The following is a 24,098-nucleotide window of genomic DNA, read 5'->3' as shown; positions in this document are numbered from 1 at the left end:
CCAAACCCGGAAAATTTCAAGACCGGTAGCCCGGAAGCTCGCGGTCGAGCTTGCGGAGCAGCGGCGGCCACACCAGGTTGGTGGCGCGCAGCTCGGCGCGGTCGCGGTTGGCGAGCAGCTCGGTGTTCTTGTCGATCGCGATGTCGTCGACCGGATAGACCGGCGTGCCCAGCGCGCGCGTACGCACCTGAATCGAGCAGGCGCGCTCGAGGTGATACATGCGCTCGAAGGCCGAGGCGACCGAGCGGCCGACCGTCATCGTGCCGTGGTTGCGCAGCAGCATGTGGTTATGGTCGCCGAGATCCTTCTGGAGCCGCGGCCGCTCGTCATGGTCGAGCGCGATGCCTTCATAGTCGTGATAGGCGAGGTCGTGGGTGACGAGCTGGGCGGTCTGGTTCAGCGGCAGCAGGCCTTCGGCGCTGCTCGACACCGCGGTGCCGTCGAGGGTGTGGAGATGCAGCACGCAGATCGCGTCCTCGCGCACCTCGTGGATGGCCGAATGGATGGTGAAGCCGGCCGGGTTGATGCTGTACTCGCTCTCGGAGAGCTGGCTGCCGTGCAGATCGACCTTGACGAGGCTCGACGCCGTGATCTCGTCGAACATCAGCCCGTAGGGATTGATGAGAAAATGATGCTCGGGGCCGGGTACGCGCGCGGAGATGTGCGTGTCGACCAGATCGTCCCAGCCGTAGAGCGAGACAAGCCGATAGCAGGCGGCGAGATTGACCCGTTGCTGCCACTCGGCCTCCGTCATGTTCGAGGGCACTTCCTTCAGACGCACTTCCGCTGGCGACATGGCCTATCTCTCCGAACATCGTTGTTGCGGAGCGGGAGCGTAGTCTTGGTGATGGTCGGCGGCAAGGCGCTGAAAGCGCGGCAGTTAGGCGTGGCCCGCATGGAGAAAATTATTACGGCGCCGGGATCGAGAGCAGGCTGGAAATGCTGCTGCCGCGGATGTCGTAGACGCGGGCGAACACCACGTCGTCGCGTTTGATCTCGACCAGAACGGGCGCGGTGAGGCCCTTGCAGTAGAACTCACCGAGCGTCATGGCGAAATCGGCGGCATGGGAATCCCAGCCGATGGTGAAGTCGGGGCCGAGCGCGACCTGGGCGGGGCGCTGCGGACCGCACACGGCGACCTTCCATTTGCGGTTGCGCGGCGGCACTTCCTGGCGTTCGACGAGCTGCTCACGCAATTCGTCGGAGGCCTGCTTCAGCGCGAGGCCCCAATAATCCAGCATGAAGCGATCGTCGGCGCCGCGCACGGTGCCGGCGATGTGGTTGAAGTGGGTGTATTGATACGGATGCAGCCGGATCATCTCGGCGAGCGAGAGCGCCAGGCCAAAGCAGAAGGTGGCGAGCACGACCGGCTGCCAGGTGCGGTGATTGGCGCGCAGGCGTTCCATGGCCCAGCCAAAGGCGACGCCGCCGAGCACCGCCATCGGCGGGATCACGAAGACGAAGTGGCGGATGCCGTTGTACAGCGCCGGCCGCTTCACCATCGCGATCGCGAGCGGCAGGGTCGCGGCGAGCGTCAGCATCAAGAGGATGGTCTTGCGGCGGGCGGGAATCTCGCGGCGCGGCAGCATCGCGAACGTGCCGATCACGGCGCCGAACATCAGCACCAGCATCACTTCGGGCAGTTGAAGCGCGAACAGCGTCGGCAGATAGGACCAGGGCATGTCGGGCACGGACACGATCGCGCCGTCGAACATCTCCTTCCAGGGCTTCTCGAAGAAGTGCGAGAAGTAGGTCAGCGCCTCGAAGGGATTGCCGGGCTCCATGATCGACCACGGCCAGATCAGCCCCATCACGAGGTAGCCGAGCACGAGGCCGGGCAGCAGCAAATAGACGACATGAGCGAAGCGGCGGACCGATTCGCGCAGGCCCTCGCCACGCAGTTCCTCCAGGAACAGCGGCATGAAGCCGATCACGGCATAGACCAGCGCAAGGCCGCCAAGGATGCGGGTGCCGAGCGAGAGGCCGGCGCCAAGGCCGACGATCAGGATCGTGCGCGGCGAAGGCTGCGGATATTCTTCGGCCAGGCGGACCAGACCGAGCATCAGGATGATCATGGCCACCGCGAAGGGCGCATCCTTCGGATTCATGAACATGTGGCCGTAGAAGATCGGGCAGAGTGCAAGCAGCAGGAGCGAGGCAAGTCCCGCAAGGGGGCCGCCGATGCGGCGGCCGAGCCGCCACGTCACCGCAAGCCCGATCACGCCGACGACGGCGCCGACCAGACGCCGCGTCTCGAACAGCTCGAGCGGAATCACCTTGTGCAGGAGAGCCGCGACCATGTCGAAGCCGCCGCCATACATATAGAGGTTGGCGAAGGAGAGTGCCGCGGTGTCCTTGAAGCCGGAACCGAACATGCGCAGCAACAGGTCGGCATATTCAGCGTGGGTGTAGTCGTCCCAGCCGAGCCCGTAGTCGCGGAAGGTCAAGCCTGCAATGACGGCGACCGCAGCCAGCACCAGCATGGCGAGATCGTCGCAAGTCCGTTCAATCGAGCGCCGCAGAGGCGTGTCGATCGCCGAAGTCGTGATGGATGTCATGGCTATTGGTGACCCAGAATCCCCGCTTGGCCCTGCTGGTGCGCGCGGGCCTGCTCCCCGGAATCCCTATAGCGCAGTTCCATTACCAAGTAATTGGGCATTATGGCTAAATTCCTGATGCGACGCAGCAAATCCGACCAACTTGAGAGCTACTTAGAACTAGCGATCCGTAGCTGAAGGGAATGTGAATAAGTGCCTGATATCCTTCCCTTCAGGAACAGAGGCTTCAATTCGACGTTGGCGTGGAACACGGTATGACGGTATCGTGGCGTGACGGGTGTCGCGTATGGCTGCGCGGCCGGGGGTGAGTTAGATGGCGTTGGTATTGTTGATCGCGGGGATTTTCGCCGTTCTGGCGGGCCTCCTTGCGATCTTGTTTGGCTTTACCGTCAGGGAATTCAGTCTCGGCAGCACCCTCATAATCTCAGGTACGGTCGGCGTCTGCTCCGGGATGTTACTGGCCGGCCTCTACGTCGTGATCGCGGAACTGAAGGGCATCGCGCGCCGGCTGGCTGGATCAGTCGCACCGTCCGATGTTCGGGTCAGCCCCGTCCTGCCGGGCCCCGGGATGCCTGGAACGCCCGCGCCCGAGCCGGTGGGCGCAGCGAAGATCGAGCCGACGCCGCCATTGCCTGCCTCAGGGCCGCCGCCGTGGCAGAACGAAGCGGCCGCGCGGGAGCGTCCGCGCATCGAGCCGTCGCCGGAACCGGAAGTTCCGGTCCTGCCTGAGGCTGCGGAACCGCCGCGCCGGCGTAACCTGATGTTCGCCTCGACCTCCCGCAAGGAGCGCGAGCGCGCGGAGGCGAAGGGCGGCGAGGGCGTGCCGCCGCTGCCGCATGCGGAGCCGCCGGCGGCGCCTGACGCACCGGATGGTCCGCCTGCGAGCTTTGACGACGCCTGGCCGAAGCCGGACCGTATGAGGCCTCAGGAGCCGCCGGCCGCCTCGCGGCGCCCGCCGCCGCGCTCGCCCTCGACCTTCGCGGAGGCTGCTCCTCCACCTGCACCCGAGCCGGCTCCAGCGGTCGAGCAGGCGCCCGTGACCGTGCTCAAATCCGGCATCGTCGATGGCATGGGCTATTCGCTCTATTCCGACGGCTCGATCGAAGCGCAGATGCCCGAGGGCATGATGCGCTTTGCCTCGATCGACGAGCTGCGCGCCCATCTCGACCAGCGGTTCTGAGATCTGCTGCAGGCAAGTAAAGCGTGGCTATTCTTGTCGCACCGCCAGTAAATCAGTCCAGCCTCGTCAGTCATCTCATTTCAGCCGAACGTATTGTTGACACGGAATACTTCCGCGTCGTCAATCCCGTGAGACGCAAGGTCGAGAAAGGTCGGGCCCATGTCGGATGCCGGGGCTAAGAATTTCATTGAGCTGACGGCGAGCATCGTGTCGGCCTATCTCAGCAACAATCCGACGCCTGCGGCTGAGATTCCGAACCTGATCAGCCAGGTGCACGGTGCCCTGGTGCGGGTGTCGTCAGGCCGCACCGAGACAGCGCCGCTCGAGCCGGCGAAGCCGGCGGTCTCGCTGAAGAAGTCGATCGCGCCGGATTATCTGGTCTGTCTGGAAGACGGCAAGCGCTTCAAGTCGCTAAAGCGCCATCTGCGCACCCAGTACAACATGACGCCGGAGCAATACCGCGAGAAATGGGGCCTGCCTGCCGACTATCCCATGGTCGCGCCGAACTATGCGGTGGCCCGCTCGCAGCTTGCGAAGCAGATGGGACTGGGGCAGCAGCAGCGGAAGCGGAAGTAGAGCCGCTGTTACATCAGCTCACTCGGCCCTCATCCTGACGAGCCCGCAAAGCGGGCGTCTCGAAGGACGGCCGCGGGCGAGAGCGGGGCCGTCATGGTTCGAGACGCGCGTTCCGCGCTCCTCACCATGAGGGTCCTCAGGACGCTTCCGCGAGCGCTTCTTTCGCGTCGGTCTTGATACGCTCGACCATCGAGCGCAGGCCGTTGGAACGCTGTGGCGTCAGATGATCGCGAAAGCCGAACTCGTCGAACACGGCAATGGCGTCAGTCGCAAGAATCTCCTGCGGCGTGCGGCCGGAGTAAAGCGACAGCACGATCGCGACCAGCCCGCGCACGATGTGGGCGTCACTGTCGCCGCGATATTTCAGGATCGGCGCGCCGCCATGGCGATGATCGATCAGCTTCTGGAGCCAGACCTGGCTGACACAGCCATTCACCTTGTTCTCGGCCGAATGCTCAGCCTCGGACATCGGTTCCAGGGTGCGGCCGAGCTCGATGACGTACCGGTAGCGGTCGTCCCACTCGTCCAGAATCTCGAAATTGTCCCTGATTTCGTCGATCGTCGTCATGCTGGCCCGTGTTCCCGTTCAGGCCAATATAGGGACGCAAGGCCGTGAAATCGATAGGGTTTGGGGGCTAATTCGCTGGCGCAGGCGGCGGGCCGCGCCATTCCAGCGCAAGGTCGTCCTGGGATAGGGTGTCGCCCGGGGCTTCGCTCGTAGCAGTGTCGCCTTCGCCGGCCAGCGCGATCGAGCCGGTGTGGTCGGGCGCCTTCTTGTCGGGCTTCTCGAGCTGCTCTTTCTTGTCGTTGATGATCTGGTAGATCTTGCGCGCGCCGTCCTGTGCGCGCTGGCCGATGATGGTCGCGGCCTGTCCGCCGACCTCGCAGGCCGCGGGCTGGCGCTTGCAGAACTGGGTCATGTCGGAGACGGCCGCGGTCGCAGCCTGCACCGCGTCGGCGGCGCCGATCTGCGGCAGCTTGTCCGATTCGGGCGTCTTGTCCCGCGGCAGGAGCACCAGCACCAGCCCGAGCCAGAATGTGATGCGAAGCAGAAAGCGCATCTTGCGACCTGTATGTTAGATCCCGCCGCGGCATCTCCGCGGATGTCGGACCTAGCAACTCTCGATAAATCGCAAGTGATTGCCTTCCGCTTAATTCGCAGAAAATTTACGCAAAAATCTTCGAAATCGACGGTCTCGTAAATTTTCGATTGACGCCTATGCCCGTGATTCTGCCGGCACGCCCAATCACCATTTCGAAACCATGCGGATCACGGTGAAACCCTGCGTTCACCATCCTTGCCGATGACGTCGTCAAATCGTCTAAAAAGCCCCGCGATGACACGGTGTCCGGCGGCACGCCGCATCGCCTTAGTGTTCGTTTAAGGTCGCTCTGACACGGTGACCTCACGATAAGGAGAGGCGTTCCGGCACGTCTTCTCGACGAGTAAGCCGAAGCGCGAGATCCGTGACAGTTTTGAGTATCATCCGCGATTGTCTCGATGCGCTGCTGCATCCCTCCGCGCGTTACGACGCGCTGACGCGAGCACGCCATCGTGCCTTCATGTTGCCGCGTCTGCTCGGCAGCCTGGCCGCCTTTGCCGCATTCCCGGTCTATCTCGCCATGCGCGGCGCGCCGAGCGCAATCGAGGTCGCCGCCTTCGCCTGGCTGATCGCGCCGATCCTGTTGTCCTGGTTCCTGTCGCGCACCGGGCGCTATGAAGGCGCGCATGTGCTGTCGTCGCTGGCGCTCGCGGGCCTGATCTTGGCGGTTGCGGTTACGACCGGCGGCATCGAATCATTCGCCGCGATCTGGCTGGTCGTGGTTCCCCTCGAAGCTGCGTTGTCGGCCTCGCGCCGTGTCGCGGCCTTTGCCTCGCTGCTTGCACTGTCCTGCGCCGGCATCCTCATCCTTGTCGGCCAGCTCGGCTGGCTGCCGATTGGCGACACCAGCGCCGCGGAGCGCGGCGTGCTGATGGCGTTCGGCGTCGCCTCGGCGACCCTCTATGCCGCAGGCCTCGCGTTCGGGGCGGAATCGCTCGCGCGCACCAGCTTTGCGCTGCTGTCGCGTGAGGAAGAGCGTTACCGCCTGCTGGCGCGGAACATGAGCGACGTCATCTCGCGGCATCGGCGCAACGGCGCGGTGCAGTTCATCTCGCCGGCGGTGGAAGCCATGCTCGGCGTGCCCGTCGCGCAACTGCTCGGCCACGGCCTGTTCGACCGGGTCCATGTCGCCGATCGTCCGGCGTATCTGACGGCGCTGTCCGATGCCGCGCGCGGCGACGTGCGCAGTGTCGAGTTCCGGTTGCGGCGGGAGCCTGTCGGCTCGGAGCGTGGCCAAATTGATTTCATCTGGGTCGAGTTGCGCTGTCGCCCGCTCGATCAGGATGCGGGCCGTGATGCCACGCGCGAGGCCGATGTCGTCGCCGTGATGCGCGATGTCACCGACCGCAAGCTTTCCGAGCAGGCGCTCGATCGGGCGCGCAGCGCCGCCGAGGAGGCCGACGCCGCCAAGACGCGCTTCCTCGCCACCATGAGCCACGAACTGCGCACGCCGCTCAACGCCATCATCGGCTTCTCCGAGATGATCGCGCAGGAGCAGACCTTGATGCTGGGCGCGGCCCAGCGCAGGGAATACGCCCAGCTCATCAACGATTCCGGCCAGCATCTGCTCTCGGTCGTCAACGGCATCCTGGACATGTCCAAGATGGAATCGGGCAATTTCGAGATTGCCTCCGAGCCGTTCGCGCCGCGTGCATCGCTGATGCATTGCTGCAATCTGCTGGCGCTGAAGGCGCGGGAGAACGGCGTCGATCTTGTCACCGATGCGCCGCAGGACCTGCCTTTCATGACCGGCGATCCGCGCGCCTTCAAGCAGATCGTGCTCAACCTCGTCGCCAACGCCATCAAATTCACCGAGCGCGGCGGTCAGGTCACCGTAACAGCCGCGGTGTCGGGCTCGCAGCTTGCGCTCGGCATCAACGACACCGGAATCGGCATCGCGCCTGACGATCTCAAGCGCGTCGGCGCGCCGTTCTTCCAGGCCGGCAAGACTTATCAGCGCCGTCACGAAGGAACCGGCCTCGGACTTTCGATCGTGAAGAGCCTCGTGGCGTTGCATCTCGGCGAATTGACGGTACAAAGCAGGCTTGGCGAGGGCACCGCCGTCACCGTCAAGCTGCCGCTCGTCTACACGCCGCCCCAGGCCAAGACTTCTGATCAAAAGACGTCTTCCGATCAAAAGACGTCTGAGGCGAGCGAGAGCAAGATCGCGACGCTAACGCCGGTGCCGCGTCAAGAATCTCACGACCAAGTTCAGGACCAACCCGCTCTGGTGAAGAAAAGTGCCTAAAAAGTCTGCCAAGGACGAAGCCGCTCCGCGCCGACGTGGCGCCAAGGCCGCGGTGATCGACGTCGAAACCGAGCGCAATCTCGTGGTGCGCGTGCTGCTGCACAGCCCCAAGGATACCCTGGCCGGTCTCGTCGCCGTTGCCGCCATCACCGCGATCGTTGCCAATGCGCTGTTCCTCCAGACCGGCCGGCATCCGGCGCCGATGTTCGGCACCGTGATCAATCTTCCTGCGCCGTCATCCCTGCCGTTGTCGAACCCCTTGCCGCGTCCGCGTCCCGTCGGCGCCGATACCTCGCCGCTCGAGCCGAGAGCGACGGAGTTTCGTGCCGAGCCCAGACCTGCGGAGAAGGCGCCGGAGAAGCCGGTTGAGGCGACCGCATCGACGCCGCGCTCAGGCGATCCCATGACCAATCTGGTCAAGCAAACGGCGTCGGTGCCGCCGTCCGTCGCCATCGCGCGTCCGCCCGCGCCGATTCCGGTGCAGCAGAGCCCGGCTGGGCGGCGTATCGCCGGTGTGCAGCGCGCGCTGTCCGAATACGGCTACGGGAATTTGAAGGTCACGGGCGCGATGAGCGGCGAGACCCAGTCCGCGATCCAGAAATTCGAGCGCGAGCACAAGATGCAGGTCACCGGTCAGGTGTCCGACCGCCTGCTGCGCGAGCTCGGCGCCGCGATCGGCCACCCCGTCGAATAAGCATCAGGCTTCGCAGGGTCCGAAGCCCGAAGGCTGGTGCTCATTGCAGCCCTGGCCTATCGTGCGCCCATGCGATTAAAATCAAACATCTGGGTCTCAGCCTATCTGCGCCGGTGCCAGACCGAGGGCGTGTTCGGCGCGGTGCGCCGTCGCGGGGCCGAGGAGGCGGGCGCGGTGTTCGTGAAGGTGTCGCTGCTCGACGGCAATGCGATGCTCTACGCACCGGCGCCGCAGACCGTCTATGACGATGGCCGGCCGGTCGATCGCTTCTTCGTGCCGGTTGCGCCGCAGCCCTTGCCTGAGCACACCATCGAGGAACGGCTGACCAAGGAAATCCGCTTCGATCAGGACGTCTGGATCGTCGAGACCGAAGACCGCGCCGGGCGGCATTTCCTCGAGCTGGCGAAGGCCTAACGATCCGACCCGTCGGTGCCCGTCCGCACCGCAGGCGCGGAGCCGGGCTGCACGCCCGGGCGCGTCTGGCTTGCGCCCGCACGCGCGCGCTGACGATCGCTGTCATGCAGCGACGGCTGGTACTTCGCGCGGGTGACGGCGAGTGTCGAGCCGCGCCAGGCGGCCAGCAACACCAGCGCCGAGCGATCGCTGAGGCGATCGTAGAGCCGCGACAGCCGGTACACGTCGGTCACGGAGTTGCCGATCTCCGGCTTGAAGAACAGCAAGATGCGCTGGAACACCGGAGTCGGCATGTCGAGCGCGCGCGCCGCGACAGCGAGCGCTTCGCCGCTTGCATCGTCGACGATCTGGGCTGCGACGCGCGAGGGCAGGATCAGGCTGTCGCCGAGCTCGAAGGTGAAATTCTCGACATCGCCCGCGATCGCCGCCATCTCCAGTATCTGGATCGCGCGCTTGGCACGCACGGTCGGAATCCGCGGCGCGGCCTTCAGCGGGGTCTGCGCCAGATTGTGCAGGATCAGCGCGCGCTCGGAGGCGCCGGCGCGGAAGAACATGTCGTGGATCTCGGCCGCGTCCTTTGGCTGCATCGCCATGTTCGAGGCCATGCGCTGCTCGGCCTCGGTTGGCGTGCGAACCGGGGAGGGGGCAGGCGGAGCTACCGGGATTTCGCGCGCAAGCGGAACCCTGCGGCCCTCCTCCGCGGCCGACAGTCCGAGCTTCTGCATGATCGGGGCGGGCGTCGAGGGATAGATCGCAAGCCGCGCCTTGACGGCCGCGCGCGTCGCGTCGTCGACCTGGTCGATCAACCGCATGGCAAGCTCGACGAACTGGCGCTGCTCGTCGTCGCTGTGGGTGCTCGACTGAACATAGAGGTCGGTCAGCACGCGCAGCAGCGTCGGACGAACATCGACGCCTTCGCGACGGGAGAGGGACATCAGCCCGTCGAATCCTGGAAACAGCGACTTGGTCATGGAGAGATACGCGACCTGGAAAAGATACTGGCGGCCAGCCTATCGCGGGCTCCTTTAAAGGCTCGTTAAGGAAAACGAGGCGTGAAGCCCAACGCGCGTTTTGAAGCGTTCCCGTGCCGCAAGGGGACGGAAGGTCCGGCCCGTGCGGTTACGGTCCGGCCGGCGCGTTTACACACCGTTAACCATGAACTGATCTTAATGAATGCATGTTGCATAAGCGCGCCGGGTCGCGCGGCAATTGATAGAGAGCGGATTATGGGGACCATTATCGAATTTCCGGCCGGTCGCCGGGTGGGCGCGTCGGATGACGTGGCTCCGCACGTGGACATGGGAACGATTCTGATTCTCCCCGTGATCCGCATCGAGCGCGAGAGCGACGAGCCCAGCGGCGATCACGGGCCGGAGCAGGGCACCGCGCCGGGGCGCCGTCGTCGTCGCCGCTAACATCCGGCCTTTTGCAATGCCGGAAAACCTCCGCCAGATCCGGCCTGTCGTAACGGCCATCCTGCTCGTATCGCTGGGCGCTGCGCTCGCCGCCTGTAGTGGCGGTGATTTCGGCCGGACCCGCGCCGACATGCGCAGCGACGACATGCATCGCTGGCTGGGCGCTGAAGTCACCTCCAGCGTCGGCCTGAAGCCGTCGCAATTCCAGCTCACCGACGAAGAGCGCCAGCTTCGCGACCTCGCCTATCCCCTGATCGAGCCGCCACTGTCGCGGCCCGCCTGGAAGAGCGTGTTCGGCGACTACAAAGCGCTGCCCTCGCCCTGGCGGCAAAAGATCGTGTTCGACCGCACCATGTACGGACGCACGCTGATCGACGAGCCGCACCGTTCGCATTCCTCGCGCTATGCGCAGCTGATCGAGGACGTGCGCAACGACATCACCCGCTTCGAGCCGTTCTTCGGCTCCGCGATCCGCGTCATCGACCTCGACAAGAAGCGCAACGCCAGCATGGCGCGCGTCTCCAGCCTCTCGCCGAAGGAGAAGGAGGACGCGGTCGAGCGCATGCAGGAGAATTCGCTGATCATCCAGTGGGTGCAGCAATGCCTCGAGCAGCGCGTCTCGTCGTATCGCTGGGGTCTGGAGCGGCTGGTGATCCAGGCGCCCGACGGCATGGCCGCCGATGCCGATCGGCTGATCGGCGAACTCGCCGCCCAGACCGCCAACCCGCCGGTCGCGGCCCAGCCGCCGTACGGCCGCGCGGTCGTCTCCAAGGGCTAGAATTTCTCGCGAACCTACTTGGCCTCGACCACCTCGCCATCCTCTTTCACGAACCGGCCGACGGGATTGTCCAGGAGATCGATGACGGCTTCCGAGGGCCGGCACAATCGCGCGCCCTTGGGCGTCAACACGATCGGGCGGTTGATCAGAATGGGGTGCGCGAGCATCTGGTCGATCAGCTCGTCGTCCGTCCATTTCGGGTCGTCGAGGCCGAGATCGCGATAGGGCGTGCCTTTCTCCCGCAGCAGCGCGCGAGCGGAGATGCCCAGGGCCTTGACCAACTCGATCAATGTTTCGCGGGATGGCGGCGTCTTCAGATATTCGATGACGACGGGCTCGGCGCCGCTCTGCCGGATCATCGCCAGCGTGTTGCGCGAGGTGCCGCAGGCGGGATTGTGATAGATCGTGACGCTCATGATCGGGCCTCCACGACAGTTGCGGGCTCGCGCACGTCGGCACAGCGAATAGATAGTGTCGTCATTGCCGAACCTCAACCGCAGTGGCCGCCTTGCCAGCGCCTGCCTCGTACCAGCCTCTGGTCGCCTTCACGATGCGGACGACGGATAGCATCACCGGTACTTCGACAAGAACGCCGACCACAGTTGCAAGCGCTGCGCCGGAGTCCAGACCGAACAAGCTGATCGCGGCAGCGACTGCCAACTCGAAGAAGTTGCTCGCGCCGATCAGCGCTGCTGGAGCGGCGACGCACCAGGCCACGCCAAACCGCCGGCTGAGCCAATACGCCAGGCCCGCATTGAAATAAACCTGGACGAGGATCGGCACCGCGAGGATCGCGATCACGCCCGGCTGCTTGACGATCTGCTCTCCCTGAAAGCCGAATAGGAGAACCAACGTCGCCAGAAGCGCAACGAGCGAAAGAGGTTGCAGCGTCCGCAGGCTGCGGGCGAATGCAGCTCCCCCCTTTTGCAGCAGCACCCTTCGCCACACTTGCGCGACGATCACGGGGACCACGATGTATAGCAAGACTGACAGGAGCAACGTGCCCCAGGGGACGCTGATGGAGGCCACTCCGAGCAGCAGTCCCACGAGCGGCGCGAACAGGAAAACCATGATCACGTCGTTGAGCGCGACTTGGCTCAAAGTGTAGTGAGGCTCGCCTTCGCACAGGTTGGACCATACGAACACCATGGCGGTGCAAGGCGCGGCGGCCAGCAGGATCAGGCCCGCGATGTAGGACGAGATCTGGCCCGCTGGCAGCATCGGTGCGAACACATGGCCGATGAAGAACGAGCCCAGCAGCGCCATCGAGAATGGCTTTATGGCCCAGTTGATGAAAAGGGTAACGCCCACGCCGCGCCAATGCTCACGGACTTGGCCCAATGAGCCGAAATCAATCTTCAGCAGCATCGGCACGATCATGAGCCAGATGAGCGCCGCAACCGGCAGGTTGACCTTGGCAACCTCAGCGGTCGCGACCGCAGCAAAGAAGCCTGGCAAGACATGTCCCAGCGCTACGCCGGCCACGATGCAAAGCGCAACCCAGAGAGTAAGGTATCGTTCGAAGAGTCCCATGGGCTACGCCACATCGCGCAGCGCCAGCGGATGCGCCGCGGCTTTCGGCCTGCTGCCGGCGGAGAACGCCCGAAACCGGCCGGCACCGTCCTTGCGGAGGATCGACTCGGCGAAGCTCGAGCGCGCCGAATTGCCGGTGCACAGGAACAGCACATTGAACATCTGGTCAGGCACGGCTTCGCTCCTTTCGTTTTGGCGAGCAGCAGGCTTGAAGGCTATCGACGACCGGCTCGCAAACTTCCGGCCGCCCGCCGCAGCAATCCCGGAGCAGGAAGACCGCAACGTCCCGGAATTCGGCGAGGTTGGCGCGGTAGACGATCGAGCGGCTGTGTCGCTCGGAGGTGACAAGGCGCGCGCGTGTCAGGATCGACAGATGGGCCGACAGCGTGTTCGGCGGGACTTCCAGCAGGCGGGCGAGATCGCCGGCCGGAAGGCCGTCGGGCTCGTGCCTGACGAGCGTCCGGAAGGCCTCCAGACGGGTCGACTGCGAGAGGGCTGCGAGCGCAAGAACGGCCTCTTCGATTTCCATATATCCAGATTTATGGAAATATCGAGGGAAAGTCAATCCGGAAATCCGTGCCGCTCCACACAGATTGATCGAAGTGGTATTTCGAACTTTCTAGAAATACCGTTGACAGTAATTGGCGATCGGCGCATGATGGCACCCATGAAGATTGACGACGCAGCAGCACGCCTGGAAGCCTTGGGCAACCGGACACGGCTTCAGATTTACCGGGCCCTGGTCCGGGCTGGACGATCGGGCATGCCCGTCGGTCGCTTGCAGGACAAGCTGAAGATCCCCGCATCGACGCTGTCCCATCACATCAAGTCTCTGGTCGCGGTCGGGCTCATCAGTCAGGTTCGGGAATCCACGACCCTGGTCTGTCACGCAAACTACGACGGCATGCGTGGCTTGGTGGACTTCCTGGTGTCCGAATGCTGTGCCGACGAAACCGAATGCAAGAATGCCAAAACGGCGGCGTGATTTTTTGGTCTAATTATTCGATAATTCTAGAATGATGGGAGAAGTGGAATGAGCGGTGAAAAAACGGTTGCTGTCATCGGGGCAGGGCCCGTCGGCCTGGCTGCGGCCGCGCACGTGCTCGAACGCGGCATGTCGCCCGTCGTGTTGGAGGCCGGGCACGAAGCCGCGCACGCGGTGCGTCAATGGCAACATGTCCAGCTCTTCTCGCCGTGGGAGTACAATATCGACAAGGCCGCGGCGCGCCTGCTGACGCCGACCGGATGGAATTCGCCGGACCCAAGCGCCTATCCGACCGGTGGCGAACTGCTTGATCGATATTTGATGCCGCTTGCGACGCGAACGCCACTGCGCGAGGTGATCCGGACATCCAGTCGCGTCTCGGCCATCAGCCGCGTCGGTTTCGACAAGGCGAAGACCAGGGGAAGAGAGCAGGCGCCCTTCGAAATCCGCTATCAGAACGGCGGAGGTCCGGAAGTGCTGCGCGCGGATGCCGTGATCGATACATCAGGCACATGGTTCTCGCCCAATCCGGCGGGCCGCAACGGCTTGCCGGCGATCGGCGAGCGTGAATGCGCCGGCCACATCGCCTACGGCATGCCGGATCTGCGGGGCGCCGATCGCGCCAGATATGCCGGGAAGACCGTCGCCGTGCTCGGCGCCGGCCATTCCGCGGTGGGCACGCTGATCGATCTCGTCCATCTCGCCGACGAGGCGCCGGGGACGCAAGGTATCTGGCTGTTGCGCGGCGCCGATCCCGCGAAGGCTTTTGGCGGCGGCCGGAATGACAAGCTTGCTGCACGCGGAGAACTCGGCAGCGCCTTCGCTGCGCTTGTTGCCTCCGGGAAGATCAAGGTCGAATCCGAATTCGGCGTCACGCATCTCTCGGAATCCGAAGGTTGCCTCGAGATCGCGGCCGGCGCCTGTTGTGGCGCGCGAAGTGTGATCGTGGACGAGCTGATCGTCTCGACGGGCTTTCGTCCCGATTTTTCGTTCCTGTCCGAATTGCGCCTGCGGCTCGATCCCGCCATCGAGGCGCCGGTCGCCCTGGCGCCGCTCATCGATCCCAACGAGCACAGCTGCGGCACGGTGCGCCCGCATGGCGCGCGCGAGCTCTCGCACGATGAGCCGGGCTTCTACATGGCGGGCATGAAGTCGTATGGCCGCGCGCCGACCTTTCTCATGATGACAGGGTATGAGCAGGTCCGCTCGATTGCGGCCGATCTCGCCGGCGACAAGGAAGCCGCCGCAAGGATGGAGCTCGTGCTGCCGGAGACCGGCGTCTGCACGCGCGGTGGCGTCGAGTCCACTGAAGCGGCATCGGGATGCTGCGGTGGGCCGGCGAAGCAGGAACCAACGGCCTGTTGCGCGGCCGATGAAACGGCGAAGAAGGCCGGCGCTTCGGGGTGCGGTTGTTCATGAATTTGGTTCTTGCAGGTGAAGCGGGAGATTCTCCCACCGTGGTTCGTGCGCCGTTGCGGCTTGGGGGCGGGAGGACAGCATTCGTAACTTGAGCGGTCGGTCGCTGATCGCGGTGATGTGCATCGGCCAGGTCGGCAATCTGCTGCAGCATGTGACGCTATCCGCGAACCTTGCGCAGCATTTGATGCCGGCTTGGGGGCTTTCCGCCGCCGAAGGCGGGCTGATGGCAAGCGGTTATGCGTTCGGCTACATGCTCGCGGTGCCCGTGTTGACGACGTTGACCGACCGGATCGATGCGCGACTCGTCCTGCTCTGCGGCTCGATCCTCAGCGGGCTGGCGACCTTGGCGTTCGGAATCTTCGCGCAAGGGTTTTGGTCCGCGACTGCGATCTGGTCCCTTGCTGGACTTGGATTTGCGGGCGCCTACATGCCGGGCCTGAAGGCGCTGACGGACCGGCTTCCCGCCGGCGACACTTCACGGGCCGTCACTCTGTACACGTCGAGCTTTTCAGTTGGTGTCGGCCTCTCGTTCCTGGTGGCGCAGATCATCGCTGACGAATGGGGGTGGCGGACCGCCTTCCTCGTGACTGGCTTCGGTCCCATTGCGATGGTTGTCGCGTGCCTTCTGATGCAGGAGCAGCGCCCCGCGCCGAAGACGGGACGTCTTTTGAACTTCGCGCCCGTCTTCGCCAATCGCGAGGCGCTCGGATACATATTCGGTTACGGCGCCCATTGCTTCGAGCTCTACGGCATTCGCACCTGGCTGGTCGGGTTCTGGACCTTCGTCATCTCACATCAAGGCGCGCCTTCCTGGTTGAGCCCCGTTGTGCTGAGCTTCTGCTTCGCGGTGATCTCGATGCCCGCAAGCATCCTCGGCAACGAGGCTGCGCTGAAGTTCGGGCGTCATCGGGCAATCACGATTGTGATGATTGCATCGGCTTGTGTTGCGCTGGTCATCGGGCTGAACGCGACCGCCCCGGCATGGCTGCTCGCGCTGCTGCTGATGATCTATGGCCTGACGGTGCCGGCCGATTCCGGCGCATTGACCGCCGGCATGTCGGCCGCGGCAGTGTCCGAACATCGCGGCGCGACCCTGGCCTTGCACTCCACCGTTGGCTTCGGCCTGTCGGCTGTCGGCGCCTGGGGAACCGGCGCCGCGCTCGACGCAGCCGGCGGCCCGCAAAGCGCCAACGGCTGGCTGCTGGCGTTCATTGTCCTCTCGGCCGGGATCGCGCTGGGGCCGCTGGCGCTGCTGTGGGCACGGAGCGTGCAACCCGGTGGGGCGAAGTCGACGTGAGGTCGCGCAGAGAAGATGACGGGTGCGGTCGCCAGCAACTGACCAGAGGTGCTACTCGGCAGCGCGGTCCCGGATGGGTGCTGGGGTCGCATCGGAGCGCCTGGTTGGTATAAACGGAACGGCGAACCTCGCGTAGCGGTCATCGCAACGGGGCGAAAGCGCGTCAGCGCGCCTTCGCCGATGGCGCTCCTTGGGTCCACGCCGTCAGCGATCAGCTTGCGGATTTGCGTCAGCATGACGAGGCCGTTCAACACGGCGACGCCTGACAATGCGATGAAGCCGACGGCGGCTGAAATCGAGAACGGCATGCCGCGCAGCCACAGGGCCGCGATCCCGCCGGTCAGGGCCAGCGGCACGGCACTGAAGACCAGCAGCGCGTCACGAGCCGAGCCCAGCGCGCCGAACAGCAGGAGATAAATCAGGATGAAGACGCCGGGGACAACGAAAGCCAAGCGCTGACGGGCGACTGCAAAATTCTCGAACTGGCCGCCCCAGCCCAGATAACTGCCGGGCGGCAGCTTCACCCCATCGGCAACCTTCGCCCGAGCTTCGGCGACCAGCGACCCGATGTCCCGTCCGCGCACCTCCGCGGTGGCGACGACCCGCCGCTTGCCGTTCTCGCGGCTGATCTGGTTGTAGCCGGTGGTCTGTTCGAACGAGGCGATCGAGCGTAGCGGAATGGAGGCGGCATGCGCATCGGAGCTCGGGCGGGGAAGCGGAATGGGCAACTCCTCCAGCGTTGCGATGTCGTTGCGCATCGCGTCGGCAAGACGCACCACGATCTTAAAGCGGCGGTCGCCCTCGAACACGAGGCCTGCATCGGTGCCGCCGATCGCGGTCTGCACCAGATCCTGCACGGCTGCCAGACTGAGGCCGCGCCGCGCAATCTCGGCCTTGTCGATCCTGATCTCGAGGAACGGCAGACCCGAGGTCTCCTCGACCTTCACGTTTTGCGCGCCGTCGATCTTGCGCACCACGTCGGAGATCTGGCTCGCGGTCTTCTGCATCTGGGTGAAGTCGTCGCCGAAGACTTTGACGGCGAGGTCCTCGCGGACGCCGGCGATCAGCTCGTTGAATCGCATCTCGATCGGCTGCGAAAAACCGACCTTGTTGCCGGGCAGCTTGCCGGCCTCGGCCTCGATCTTCTTGATCAGGTCCTCCTTGGTCATGGAGGGATCCGGCCACTCGTCCTCGGGCTTGACGATGATGTAGGTGTCCGAGGCATTGGGCGGCATCGGATCGGCCGCAAGATCTGGCGTACCCGTGCGCGAGAACACGAACGCGACCTCCGGAAGCTTGCTGACCTGCCGCTCGATCAGAAGCTGCATCGCCTGCGATTGTGCGAGCGCCGTGCTCGGCACGCGCTTCACCTCCATCACGATGTTCTTCTCGTCCAGGGTCGGCGTGAACTCCTGACCGAGCCGCATGAACAGCAGCGCAGCGCCGCCGAACAGCAATGCGGCAGCGGCGACTACCGGCAGGGGCCTCGCAATGGCGCCCGAGAGCAGCGGAGCGTAGCCGCGCTTGAGCGTCCGAACCAGGATGTTCTCGCGTTCGTTGACCGCGCCGCCAATCGAGATGGCGACCGCGGCGGGAACGAAGGTCAGCGAGACCACGAAAGCCACGGCCAGCGCGATCATCACCGTCAGGGCCATCGGCTCGAAGGTCTTGCCTTCGACGCCCGTGAACGCGAGCAAAGGCGTATAGACGAGAATGATGATGATCTGGCCGTAGACCGAGGGACGGATCATCTCCGACGTCGAGACCTCCACGGTTTCGAGACGCTCTTCCAGAGACAGCACGCGGCCAAGCGCGCGCTGACGTTCGGCAAGATGGCGCAGGCTGTTCTCGGCGATGATGACGGCGCCGTCCACGATCAGGCCGAAATCGAGTGCGCCGAGGCTCATCAAATTGGCGCTGATCCGCCCCTGAAGCATGCCCGTCGCCGTGATCAGCATGGTGATCGGGATGACGCAGGCGGTGACGAGGGCGGCCCGGAAATTGCCGAGCAGCAGGAAGAGCACGGCGATGACGAGCAGGGCGCCCTCGGCCAGATTCTTCGCGACGGTCTGGATCGTGGCATCGACGAGCTGCGTCCTGTTGAGGACGGTGTGGGCGAAGATTCCCGGCGGAAGCGTCTTGCTGATCTCCTTGATGCGGGCGTCGGCCGCTGCCGCCACGGTTCGGCTGTTGCCGCCGATCAGCATCAGCGCAGTGCCAAGCACGACCTCGCGTCCGTTGACGCTCGCGCTGCCGGTGCGCAATTCCTTTCCGATCGCGACGTCGGCCAAATCCCTGACCCGAACCGGGAATCCGTTGCGGGTCGCCACCACGATTTGCGCGATGTCTTCGAGATTTTCGACACGGCCGGCCGCCCGCACCACGTAGCCTTCGCCGTTCTGCTCGATGTAGTTCGCGCCGCGGCTGATGTTGTTGGCTTCGATGGCTTCGATGACCTGCTTGAAAGACAGGCCGTAGCCGACCAGTCTGGCCGGGTCGGGCTGCACCTGGAACTGCTTGACGAAGCCGCCGATGGCGTCCGCGCCGGCGACGCCGGGAACGGTCTTCATCTGCGGGCGGACGACCCAGTCCTGCACCGTGCGCAAGTAAACGGTGCGCTGGAAGTCGTCCGCGAGCTTCTCGCCTTCGGGCGTGAGATAGCTGCCGTCGCTCTGCCAGCCCGGTTGGCCGTCGCGAACCGGCGCGGACGCACCCAGCTTTTCGTACTCGACCGCCCACCAGTAGATTTCACCGAGCCCGGTCGATACCGGGCCCATCCTGACGTCGACGCCGGGAGGCAGGTTGGATTTCGCGTCGTTGATGCGCTCAAGGACTAGCTGGCGCGCGAAGTAGATGTTGGTGCGGTCGGCAAACACCGCCGTGATCTGCGCAAAACCGTTGCGCGAGAACGAGCGCGTCGCCTCCAGCCCCGGCATGCCGGCGAGCGCGATTTCGAGTGCGGTGGTGACCTGCTTCTCGATCTCGACCGGGGTGAGGGCCGGCGCAGTCGCGTTGATCTGGACCTGGACGTTGGTGACATCGGGCACGGCGTCGATCGGGAGGCGCGTCAGGGACCAGAAGCCCGATGCGGCCGCGAGGAGCGTGGCCAGCAGCACCAGCCAGCGCCGCCGCACGGAGAATTCGACGATCCGCTCGATCATCGCTCAGTCCTCGTCGCCGGACTTGGAGAGTTCGGCCTTGAGCGAAAACGTGTTCGTGGTGGCGACGGTCTCGCCGGCGGAAAGTCCCGAGGCGATTTCGATGAGGGGACCATCCCGGCGCCCGAGCGCAACGTCGCGCTTCTCGAAGCCTTCGCCGGTCCGGACGAACACAGCCTTGCGGCCGTCGACCGTCTGCACCGCGGTGAACGGGACCGCGACGGCCACCTCGCGACGCTCGACAGCGATGCCCGCCGTGACGAACGATCCCGGCCGCCAACCGCCGTCCGCATTGGGCAGGGCGGCCACGACGCGCGCCGCGCGCGTCTCCTTGTCGAGCAAGGGGCTGACGAACATGATTTTGCCTGCGCCGGCTTCCGCCAGTCCCCGCAGCGCGATGTCGACCGGCTGGCCTTCCTTCACCAGAGGCAGATCGGTCGGGGAGACCGACAGTTCGACCCATACCCGGCTCAGATCGACGACGACGAAAAGCTCGGTCTCGAGATTATCCCGCCCGACGGCGGTGCCGGGCTCGACCTTGCGTTCGGCGACGCGGCCGGAGATCGGCGCCCGGACGTTTTGACTGCGCAGCGTGCCATCCGGCGCCTGAGGTAAGGCGGCGATCTCGGCATCCATGACGCCGAGAGCCATCAGCTTCTGGCGGGCAATGCCGAACCGCATCTCGCTCTGTGCCGCGGCGTTGCGCGATTTGATGTATTGTTGCTCGGGAACTGCGCGGCCTTCCCACAGGGATTTGTCTCGCGCCGTCAGATCCTGTTGCAGCTCGTTGGAGAGCCTCGCCGCAAGATACTCGCTCTTGGCGTCGGCGACTTCGCGGCTCTCCAGGACGGCCAGAACCTCGTCCTTGACGACATCGTCTCCGATGTTCTTGCGCAGTTCTGCGACGGTGCCGGAGAGCTTGACGGAGACGTGGGCGACCAGGCCGGCATCCGGAACGATGGTGCCGGGCACGATCAACCGTCTCGCGATCGGGGCCGGGCCCGCCTCGCGCAGCTCGATCTCGGCAAGCTTGATGCGCTCGGCGTCCATGACGATGACGGCCGGCTTGCCGCCGACCTTTGCCGGCGCGGACTGTGCGACGGCCTGCGGTGTGACGCCAGCTACGACAAGCAGGGCCGACACGATCGCGGCGGCCGAACGAGTGGCCGTAAACATCGAGAACTCCACGCTAAAGATATCGCGAGATCGCCTTGAACTCGGCGAGGACATTCTTTGCAGTTTTGCCGGAGCCGCCATTGGCAGCCGCATCCAGGCAGTGGTCGACGTGATCGTGGATGAGGGCCTTCTTGGCCTCGGCGATGGCTTTCTCGACCGCATGAAGCTGCTGGGCCAAGTCGAGACAGGAACGTCCATCATCGAACATCGAGATGACCCTGCGCAGGTGCCCCTCGGCGCGCTTCAGCCGCTTGACGATGTCCGGATGGCTTTCATGGATGTGCTGCGTCATGGATAATCCTATCCCCCGGGAGAGTCCATGACGGGCGCGCAGCCAAGCCCCTTGTCGGGCCAGATTGCCGCATCGTGAGGTGCATGGAGGTGTGTCTGCGCAGACTTTCAAGCGGACTTTTCGGTGGAAATTCGATCGAGGCGCAATCGATGTCGGTGATCGGTCAGAAGGCGAGCGCCTCCCATCACAGCGGCGAGAGTTCCCAATCCCGTCCCGCCGGCGATCAAGAACATGATCAAGAGCTGATACTTAACGGCGTCTATCGGTTCGACGCCTGCAAGGATTTGACCGGTCATCATCCCCGGCAAAGAGACAAGGCCGATCGCGGCCATCGCATTGATGGTCGGCATCATCCCGCTTCGCATTGCATCCCGCAGGACCGGCAGCAACGCCTGATACCGGGTGCCGCCAAGAGCAAGGCAAGCTTCGACGGCGGCCCGTTCGCGCACCAGGCTATTCGTCAGCACGTCCAAGCCCAGGCTTATTCCAGTCATGGTGTTGCCCAGGATCATGCCCAACAATGGCAGCGCATAGCGCGGATGATACCAGGGATCCGGGCGGAGCTCAGTCAGAAGCGCGAACATCGTGACGGTACCGGCAGCGAGCAGCATGCATCCCGCCCCTAATCCATAGCTCCAAATACCCGGTAGGCGTCGCTTTTGCCGAGCGACGATTTCCCGTGATGCGAAGAGAACCATGATGAAGGCGGCGAGGGCGGTCCAGAGCAGCGAGACCGCGGCAAACAGGAACGTCAATACGTATCCAACGAGCACCAGCTGAAGCACCATCCGCACGGTGGCGATGGCCAGCTGCTTTTCAAGCTTGAGGCGGAGAGCGAGCGAGAGGGCGCCGTCCATGACAACAAGGAGCGCGGGCAGAACCAAATCGGCGTATGCCAAGTGAATGTAACTCACGGCCGATTTTCCTCGATTCCGCCGTCGGCATTCATCACAAGGACCCTCGACCCGACGCGGCGGGCCTGGGCGTTGTCGTGAGTGCTCCAAACGACACTCGTTCCATTCGAAATGCGTTCCGCGATCAAGGATTCCACAGCCGCCGTCGATGCCGAATCGAGGGCCGATGTCGGCTCGTCCAGTAGAAGAACTCGCGATCGCAGCATCAGCGCCCGCACCAGTCCCAGCCGTTGTCGCTCGCCAGTCGAAAGTCTTTGGACTGGCCAAGGACCGCAACTGCACGGCAACCCCAGTCTCGTGACCAACGGTAAGGCATCATCCCAGCCGCTGAAGTGATCTTGCACGATGTCTGACCACCAGCCCGGCTCGGCAGCGAGGTAGGTCACTCGCTTACGCCAGGCCGGGGCGGGCATCGCCTCTCTGAGCGTTCCGTCCAGTTTGACCATTCCTTCGTTGGGATCGAGATCCGCGATCGAGCGAAGGAGTTGGGTCTTCCCTACGCCAGAGGGCCCTTGCAGGGCGACACATTCGCCGTCCTGCAAGTCGAATGAAACGGAGATGTGCAAGCGCTTGAGCGCGCGGACCGTCAGCATGTGTCAAAGCTTGCGCCGGAGCCGATCGGCAACTCGCCTCGCGATCTCCGCCGGTGCCTCGTCCGGATAAGGATGCACCGAGCTGACATTGATCTCACCGAGTACATAGCTGTCGGTCCCGTCGGGAAGGGCCGGGCCGAGCATGAAGTCGGCGTCCCAAATCGCAGGCAGGTCAAGTCGCGGAATATCCAGCAACGACGTCAGCTGGGGCGTCCACTTGTCTTCCATCAACCCACGCAGCCGCTGGAAGCGCGAGTCTGCGTTCGAGGTATAGAGCCGCGGTCCGGCCTGGGAACGCGCATCCGGCGAGTCAACCAGGGCTTTGACTTTGTGATAGCCGAAGCCGGCACAGCGATCGCCCGCCATATAGCAGCGCACCACGCCTTCGCTCAAGCGAGGCTGGAATGGCTGATCGACCACGCTGCCATTTTCGAAATATTCGGCGCAGCGACCGAGAAAACTATCCAGCGTCAGTTCCTCGGAACCATCCTTGGTCGCGTCCAGCACGCTGATCATCGGGGAGGTCGGCAGCCTCTCGACTTTCCACACGCCTTGGCCGCCGTTGCCCCGATTACGCTTGATCACGCGCGGACCGGTGGCGAGCCGTGTCGGCAACTCGGCGCGCATGGCGTCGGCGGTTTCATATAAAGCGGTGTCGCATCCCCACCCTATCGAGCGGGTACGATAGAGTACCTCCTTGGTGCCCATCTTGAGAATGACGTCCGGATGAGCGCTGACCCACACGCCCCGTGCGGCGACGTCGCGCAGCAATGCGTCGAGACCAGCGCGACTTCGACCGTCCTGAATGGGGTTAACCCAGACGAGCACGCCGTCCACCCCGAGCAATTGTTCGCGGACCTCTTCGGCGAAGCATTCATCGTAGATCGCGGGGCGTGCCTCGATGCCGACGGCGGCCAGGGCTTCGAAGAGGTGCACGAAGCGGCTGTTTTGCGCCGCCGCGTCGCGGCGCGCGGCAGCGTCTCCACGCGACAGAATGGCGACGGTGTGTTGGTGAGAAGGGTGTCGTTCGGTGTCCATGCGCAAGCTCCACGAATGGCGTGCTGCGCAGAGCTTGGACCGAGGCCTCACGGGGAGTCTGCTTTGTCCCCACGCAAAGGACACTAGCGAGCCCGTCCGCGAGTTTCAAGACGTGGCTGGCGCGGTTCCGTGGAGCGGTGAACTCTTTGTGACGGTCGCCGGCGACTTCGGTGGACCCCCCGAAGCATACGCCGGTTGACAGCTCCCGCCATCGGGTTTTTATTTGGAGTTCGGGGACGTGCGATCTCCCCGCGAGGCGACATGCCCAAGAATCGCGTCCTGATCAGCAAGGGCGAGCATGTCATCATACATCCGGATTTCATCCCACAGATTGTCTCGACCTGTCGGCACGTTGGCCGCGCCGACGCTCGTCGACATGCGCGTCGATGCCGGCGTCCTGCCGCGCCCCTTGGGCGCCAGATAGGGACAAGCTCGTGAACGGACTTCACCTGGGGCAGGGACACAACCAGGAGAATGAACATGCGAAGGTGCACAATTTTTCACACGGTCCTGCTGTTGGCGCTCGCGGGCGGGCTGTCGCCGGTCCACGCCCTGACCCAGGAGGAGCTGATCGCCAAGATCCAGGCGGCAGGCTACTCGCAGGTGAGCGATGTCAAGTCGACGGCCGAAGGCATCACCGCAAAGGCGGCGAGGAACGGTAAGGCTGTGACGCTCGTCGTCGACAGCAGCGGCCAAATCAAAGAGCGAAACTGAAGGCGAGGAGTAG

At 64.4% G+C, this 24,098-nt stretch carries 24 protein-coding genes and 2 pseudogenes; 11 read left to right on the top strand and 15 right to left on the bottom strand.

Annotation, left to right across the window (positions count from 1 at the left end; translation table 11 throughout):
- Positions 1-16 precede the first annotated feature (16 nt).
- Together IVB27_RS38300 and IVB27_RS38295 are read right to left on the bottom strand one after the other, a co-directional pair.
- Complete coding sequence (locus IVB27_RS38300) at positions 17-796, bottom strand: class II aldolase/adducin family protein (RefSeq protein ID WP_247447768.1); 780 nt, start codon at positions 794-796, stop codon at positions 17-19.
- 112 nt (positions 797-908) lie between these two features.
- The gene (locus IVB27_RS38295) at positions 909-2,558 is read right to left on the bottom strand and encodes an ArnT family glycosyltransferase (protein WP_247447767.1); all 1,650 of its coding nucleotides are present in this window, start codon (positions 2,556-2,558) and stop codon (positions 909-911) included.
- Positions 2,559-2,871: 313 nt separating this feature from the next.
- Between IVB27_RS38295 and IVB27_RS38290 the strand changes: the two genes are divergently transcribed.
- On the top strand, positions 2,872-3,738 hold the full coding sequence (locus IVB27_RS38290) for a DUF308 domain-containing protein (RefSeq protein ID WP_247447766.1): 867 nt from the start codon (positions 2,872-2,874) through the stop codon (positions 3,736-3,738).
- Positions 3,739-3,897: 159 nt separating this feature from the next.
- Positions 3,898-4,314: a Ros/MucR family transcriptional regulator gene (locus IVB27_RS38285; RefSeq protein ID WP_036005917.1), complete on the top strand. Its 417-nt coding sequence runs from the start codon at positions 3,898-3,900 to the stop codon at positions 4,312-4,314.
- Positions 4,315-4,450: 136 nt separating this feature from the next.
- Here the strand turns inward: IVB27_RS38285 and IVB27_RS38280 are convergent, their stop codons facing one another.
- Together IVB27_RS38280 and IVB27_RS38275 are read right to left on the bottom strand one after the other, a co-directional pair.
- The gene (locus IVB27_RS38280) at positions 4,451-4,882 is read right to left on the bottom strand and encodes a SufE family protein (protein WP_247349912.1); all 432 of its coding nucleotides are present in this window, start codon (positions 4,880-4,882) and stop codon (positions 4,451-4,453) included.
- Between the two features lie 67 nt (positions 4,883-4,949).
- The gene (locus tag IVB27_RS38275; protein WP_247447765.1) at positions 4,950-5,375 is read right to left on the bottom strand and encodes a DUF5330 domain-containing protein; all 426 of its coding nucleotides are present in this window, start codon (positions 5,373-5,375) and stop codon (positions 4,950-4,952) included.
- Between the two features lie 406 nt (positions 5,376-5,781).
- Here IVB27_RS38275 and IVB27_RS38270 point away from each other — a divergent pair, with 406 nt between their 5' ends.
- The 3 genes from IVB27_RS38270 to IVB27_RS38260 all read left to right on the top strand — a co-directional run bounded on the left by IVB27_RS38270 (position 5,782) and on the right by IVB27_RS38260 (position 8,773).
- A complete protein-coding gene (locus IVB27_RS38270) occupies positions 5,782-7,665 on the top strand; it encodes a PAS domain-containing sensor histidine kinase (protein WP_247447764.1) in 1,884 nt (627 codons plus the stop codon).
- Positions 7,658-8,359: a peptidoglycan-binding domain-containing protein gene (locus IVB27_RS38265; protein WP_247447762.1), complete on the top strand. Its 702-nt coding sequence runs from the start codon at positions 7,658-7,660 to the stop codon at positions 8,357-8,359. Before IVB27_RS38270 ends, IVB27_RS38265 begins: the two co-directional genes overlap by 8 nt.
- Before the next feature lie 69 nt (positions 8,360-8,428).
- Positions 8,429-8,773, top strand: a complete 345-nt coding sequence (locus IVB27_RS38260) for a DUF1491 family protein (protein ID WP_247447761.1) — start codon at positions 8,429-8,431, stop codon at positions 8,771-8,773.
- Here the strand turns inward: IVB27_RS38260 and IVB27_RS38255 are convergent.
- Entirely contained in the window at positions 8,770-9,744 is a 975-nt protein-coding gene (locus IVB27_RS38255; protein ID WP_247447760.1) for a DUF2336 domain-containing protein, read from the bottom strand. The genes IVB27_RS38260 and IVB27_RS38255 overlap by 4 nt on opposite strands.
- Before the next feature lie 255 nt (positions 9,745-9,999).
- On the opposite strand from IVB27_RS38255, the gene IVB27_RS38250 reads away from it, so the two are divergent.
- Positions 10,000-10,188, top strand: coding sequence for a hypothetical protein (locus IVB27_RS38250; protein ID WP_247447758.1), 189 nt, complete (start codon positions 10,000-10,002; stop codon positions 10,186-10,188).
- Positions 10,189-10,204: 16 nt separating this feature from the next.
- Complete coding sequence (locus tag IVB27_RS38245) at positions 10,205-10,966, top strand: hypothetical protein (RefSeq protein WP_247447757.1); 762 nt, start codon at positions 10,205-10,207, stop codon at positions 10,964-10,966.
- Positions 10,967-10,980: 14 nt separating this feature from the next.
- Here IVB27_RS38245 and arsC read toward each other — a convergent pair whose 3' ends face one another.
- The 4 genes and pseudogenes from arsC to IVB27_RS38225 form a co-directional block, all read right to left on the bottom strand.
- The gene (arsC, locus tag IVB27_RS38240; protein WP_247447756.1) at positions 10,981-11,382 is read right to left on the bottom strand and encodes an arsenate reductase (glutaredoxin); all 402 of its coding nucleotides are present in this window, start codon (positions 11,380-11,382) and stop codon (positions 10,981-10,983) included.
- A gap of 61 nt (positions 11,383-11,443) precedes the next feature.
- Positions 11,444-12,499 (bottom strand): ACR3 family arsenite efflux transporter, encoded by a 1,056-nt coding sequence (gene arsB / locus IVB27_RS38235; RefSeq protein WP_247447755.1) that lies wholly within the window; start codon positions 12,497-12,499, stop codon positions 11,444-11,446.
- Positions 12,500-12,514: 15 nt separating this feature from the next.
- Positions 12,515-12,673 (bottom strand): annotated as a pseudogene (locus IVB27_RS38230) (arsenate reductase/protein-tyrosine-phosphatase family protein); the annotation flags it as partial.
- Positions 12,666-13,028, bottom strand: a complete 363-nt coding sequence (locus IVB27_RS38225; RefSeq protein ID WP_247447754.1) for an ArsR/SmtB family transcription factor — start codon at positions 13,026-13,028, stop codon at positions 12,666-12,668. The pseudogene IVB27_RS38230 and the gene IVB27_RS38225, both read right to left, overlap by 8 nt.
- 138 nt (positions 13,029-13,166) lie before the next feature.
- Between IVB27_RS38225 and IVB27_RS38220 the strand changes: the two genes are divergently transcribed.
- From IVB27_RS38220 to IVB27_RS38210, 3 genes and pseudogenes are all read left to right on the top strand, one after another.
- Positions 13,167-13,484 carry an ArsR/SmtB family transcription factor gene (locus IVB27_RS38220; RefSeq protein ID WP_247350255.1) on the top strand — a complete coding sequence of 106 codons (318 nt, stop codon included), beginning with the start codon at positions 13,167-13,169 and terminating at the stop codon, positions 13,482-13,484.
- A gap of 48 nt (positions 13,485-13,532) precedes the next feature.
- The gene (locus IVB27_RS38215; RefSeq protein ID WP_247447753.1) at positions 13,533-14,903 is read left to right on the top strand and encodes an NAD(P)-binding domain-containing protein; all 1,371 of its coding nucleotides are present in this window, start codon (positions 13,533-13,535) and stop codon (positions 14,901-14,903) included.
- A 115-nt stretch (positions 14,904-15,018) separates the two neighbouring features.
- Positions 15,019-15,741: pseudogene (locus IVB27_RS38210) on the top strand (MFS transporter); the annotation flags it as partial.
- A gap of 170 nt (positions 15,742-15,911) precedes the next feature.
- On the opposite strand, the gene IVB27_RS38205 reads toward IVB27_RS38210, so the two are convergent.
- The 6 genes from IVB27_RS38205 to IVB27_RS38180 form a co-directional block, all read right to left on the bottom strand.
- Positions 15,912-19,361, bottom strand: a complete 3,450-nt coding sequence (locus tag IVB27_RS38205) for a CusA/CzcA family heavy metal efflux RND transporter (RefSeq protein ID WP_247447752.1) — start codon at positions 19,359-19,361, stop codon at positions 15,912-15,914.
- Positions 19,362-19,364: 3 nt separating this feature from the next.
- Entirely contained in the window at positions 19,365-20,534 is a 1,170-nt protein-coding gene (locus IVB27_RS38200) for an efflux RND transporter periplasmic adaptor subunit (RefSeq protein ID WP_247447751.1), read from the bottom strand.
- A 13-nt stretch (positions 20,535-20,547) separates the two neighbouring features.
- On the bottom strand, positions 20,548-20,826 hold the full coding sequence (locus tag IVB27_RS38195; RefSeq protein ID WP_247447750.1) for a metal-sensing transcriptional repressor: 279 nt from the start codon (positions 20,824-20,826) through the stop codon (positions 20,548-20,550).
- Positions 20,827-20,933: 107 nt separating this feature from the next.
- Positions 20,934-21,740, bottom strand: a complete 807-nt coding sequence (locus IVB27_RS38190) for an ABC transporter permease (protein ID WP_247447749.1) — start codon at positions 21,738-21,740, stop codon at positions 20,934-20,936.
- Entirely contained in the window at positions 21,737-22,333 is a 597-nt protein-coding gene (locus tag IVB27_RS38185) for an ABC transporter ATP-binding protein (RefSeq protein ID WP_247447748.1), read from the bottom strand. Before IVB27_RS38185 ends, IVB27_RS38190 begins: the two co-directional genes overlap by 4 nt.
- A 3-nt stretch (positions 22,334-22,336) precedes the next feature.
- Complete coding sequence (locus IVB27_RS38180; protein WP_247447747.1) at positions 22,337-23,371, bottom strand: Cj0069 family protein; 1,035 nt, start codon at positions 23,369-23,371, stop codon at positions 22,337-22,339.
- A 480-nt stretch (positions 23,372-23,851) separates the two neighbouring features.
- Here IVB27_RS38180 and IVB27_RS38175 point away from each other — a divergent pair, with 480 nt between their 5' ends.
- On the top strand, positions 23,852-24,085 hold the full coding sequence (locus tag IVB27_RS38175; protein ID WP_247349925.1) for a hypothetical protein: 234 nt from the start codon (positions 23,852-23,854) through the stop codon (positions 24,083-24,085).
- Positions 24,086-24,098 lie beyond the last annotated feature (13 nt).

Origin of the sequence: Bradyrhizobium sp. 197, from assembly GCF_023073375.1 — a bacterium.
Lineage (GTDB): Bacteria > Pseudomonadota > Alphaproteobacteria > Rhizobiales > Xanthobacteraceae > Bradyrhizobium.
The sequence above is the reverse complement of the archived record's forward strand: the minus strand, read 5'-3'. Positions and strand labels throughout refer to the sequence as shown.

Excerpts from the sequence above, each read along its gene's own strand:
- IVB27_RS38180 (WP_247447747.1), bottom strand. The coding sequence starts at position 23,371 with ATGGACACCGAACGACACCCTTCTCACCAACACACCGTCGCCATTCTG.
- IVB27_RS38290 (WP_247447766.1), top strand. The coding sequence starts at position 2,872 with ATGGCGTTGGTATTGTTGATCGCGGGGATTTTCGCCGTTCTGGCGGGC.
- IVB27_RS38215 (WP_247447753.1), top strand. The coding sequence starts at position 13,533 with ATGAGCGGTGAAAAAACGGTTGCTGTCATCGGGGCAGGGCCCGTCGGC.
- IVB27_RS38260 (WP_247447761.1), top strand. The coding sequence starts at position 8,429 with ATGCGATTAAAATCAAACATCTGGGTCTCAGCCTATCTGCGCCGGTGC.
- arsC (WP_247447756.1), bottom strand. The coding sequence starts at position 11,382 with ATGAGCGTCACGATCTATCACAATCCCGCCTGCGGCACCTCGCGCAAC.
- IVB27_RS38175 (WP_247349925.1), top strand. The coding sequence starts at position 23,852 with ATGCGAAGGTGCACAATTTTTCACACGGTCCTGCTGTTGGCGCTCGCG.
- IVB27_RS38200 (WP_247447751.1), bottom strand. The coding sequence starts at position 20,534 with ATGTTTACGGCCACTCGTTCGGCCGCCGCGATCGTGTCGGCCCTGCTT.
- IVB27_RS38295 (WP_247447767.1), bottom strand. The coding sequence starts at position 2,558 with ATGACATCCATCACGACTTCGGCGATCGACACGCCTCTGCGGCGCTCG.
- IVB27_RS38245 (WP_247447757.1), top strand. The coding sequence starts at position 10,205 with ATGCCGGAAAACCTCCGCCAGATCCGGCCTGTCGTAACGGCCATCCTG.
- IVB27_RS38285 (WP_036005917.1), top strand. The coding sequence starts at position 3,898 with ATGTCGGATGCCGGGGCTAAGAATTTCATTGAGCTGACGGCGAGCATC.
- IVB27_RS38275 (WP_247447765.1), bottom strand. The coding sequence starts at position 5,375 with ATGCGCTTTCTGCTTCGCATCACATTCTGGCTCGGGCTGGTGCTGGTG.
- IVB27_RS38250 (WP_247447758.1), top strand. The coding sequence starts at position 10,000 with ATGGGGACCATTATCGAATTTCCGGCCGGTCGCCGGGTGGGCGCGTCG.
- IVB27_RS38205 (WP_247447752.1), bottom strand. The coding sequence starts at position 19,361 with ATGATCGAGCGGATCGTCGAATTCTCCGTGCGGCGGCGCTGGCTGGTG.
- IVB27_RS38195 (WP_247447750.1), bottom strand. The coding sequence starts at position 20,826 with ATGACGCAGCACATCCATGAAAGCCATCCGGACATCGTCAAGCGGCTG.
- IVB27_RS38280 (WP_247349912.1), bottom strand. The coding sequence starts at position 4,882 with ATGACGACGATCGACGAAATCAGGGACAATTTCGAGATTCTGGACGAG.
- IVB27_RS38255 (WP_247447760.1), bottom strand. The coding sequence starts at position 9,744 with ATGACCAAGTCGCTGTTTCCAGGATTCGACGGGCTGATGTCCCTCTCC.
- arsB (WP_247447755.1), bottom strand. The coding sequence starts at position 12,499 with ATGGGACTCTTCGAACGATACCTTACTCTCTGGGTTGCGCTTTGCATC.
- IVB27_RS38185 (WP_247447748.1), bottom strand. The coding sequence starts at position 22,333 with ATGCTGACGGTCCGCGCGCTCAAGCGCTTGCACATCTCCGTTTCATTC.
- IVB27_RS38300 (WP_247447768.1), bottom strand. The coding sequence starts at position 796 with ATGTCGCCAGCGGAAGTGCGTCTGAAGGAAGTGCCCTCGAACATGACG.
- IVB27_RS38225 (WP_247447754.1), bottom strand. The coding sequence starts at position 13,028 with ATGGAAATCGAAGAGGCCGTTCTTGCGCTCGCAGCCCTCTCGCAGTCG.
- IVB27_RS38220 (WP_247350255.1), top strand. The coding sequence starts at position 13,167 with ATGAAGATTGACGACGCAGCAGCACGCCTGGAAGCCTTGGGCAACCGG.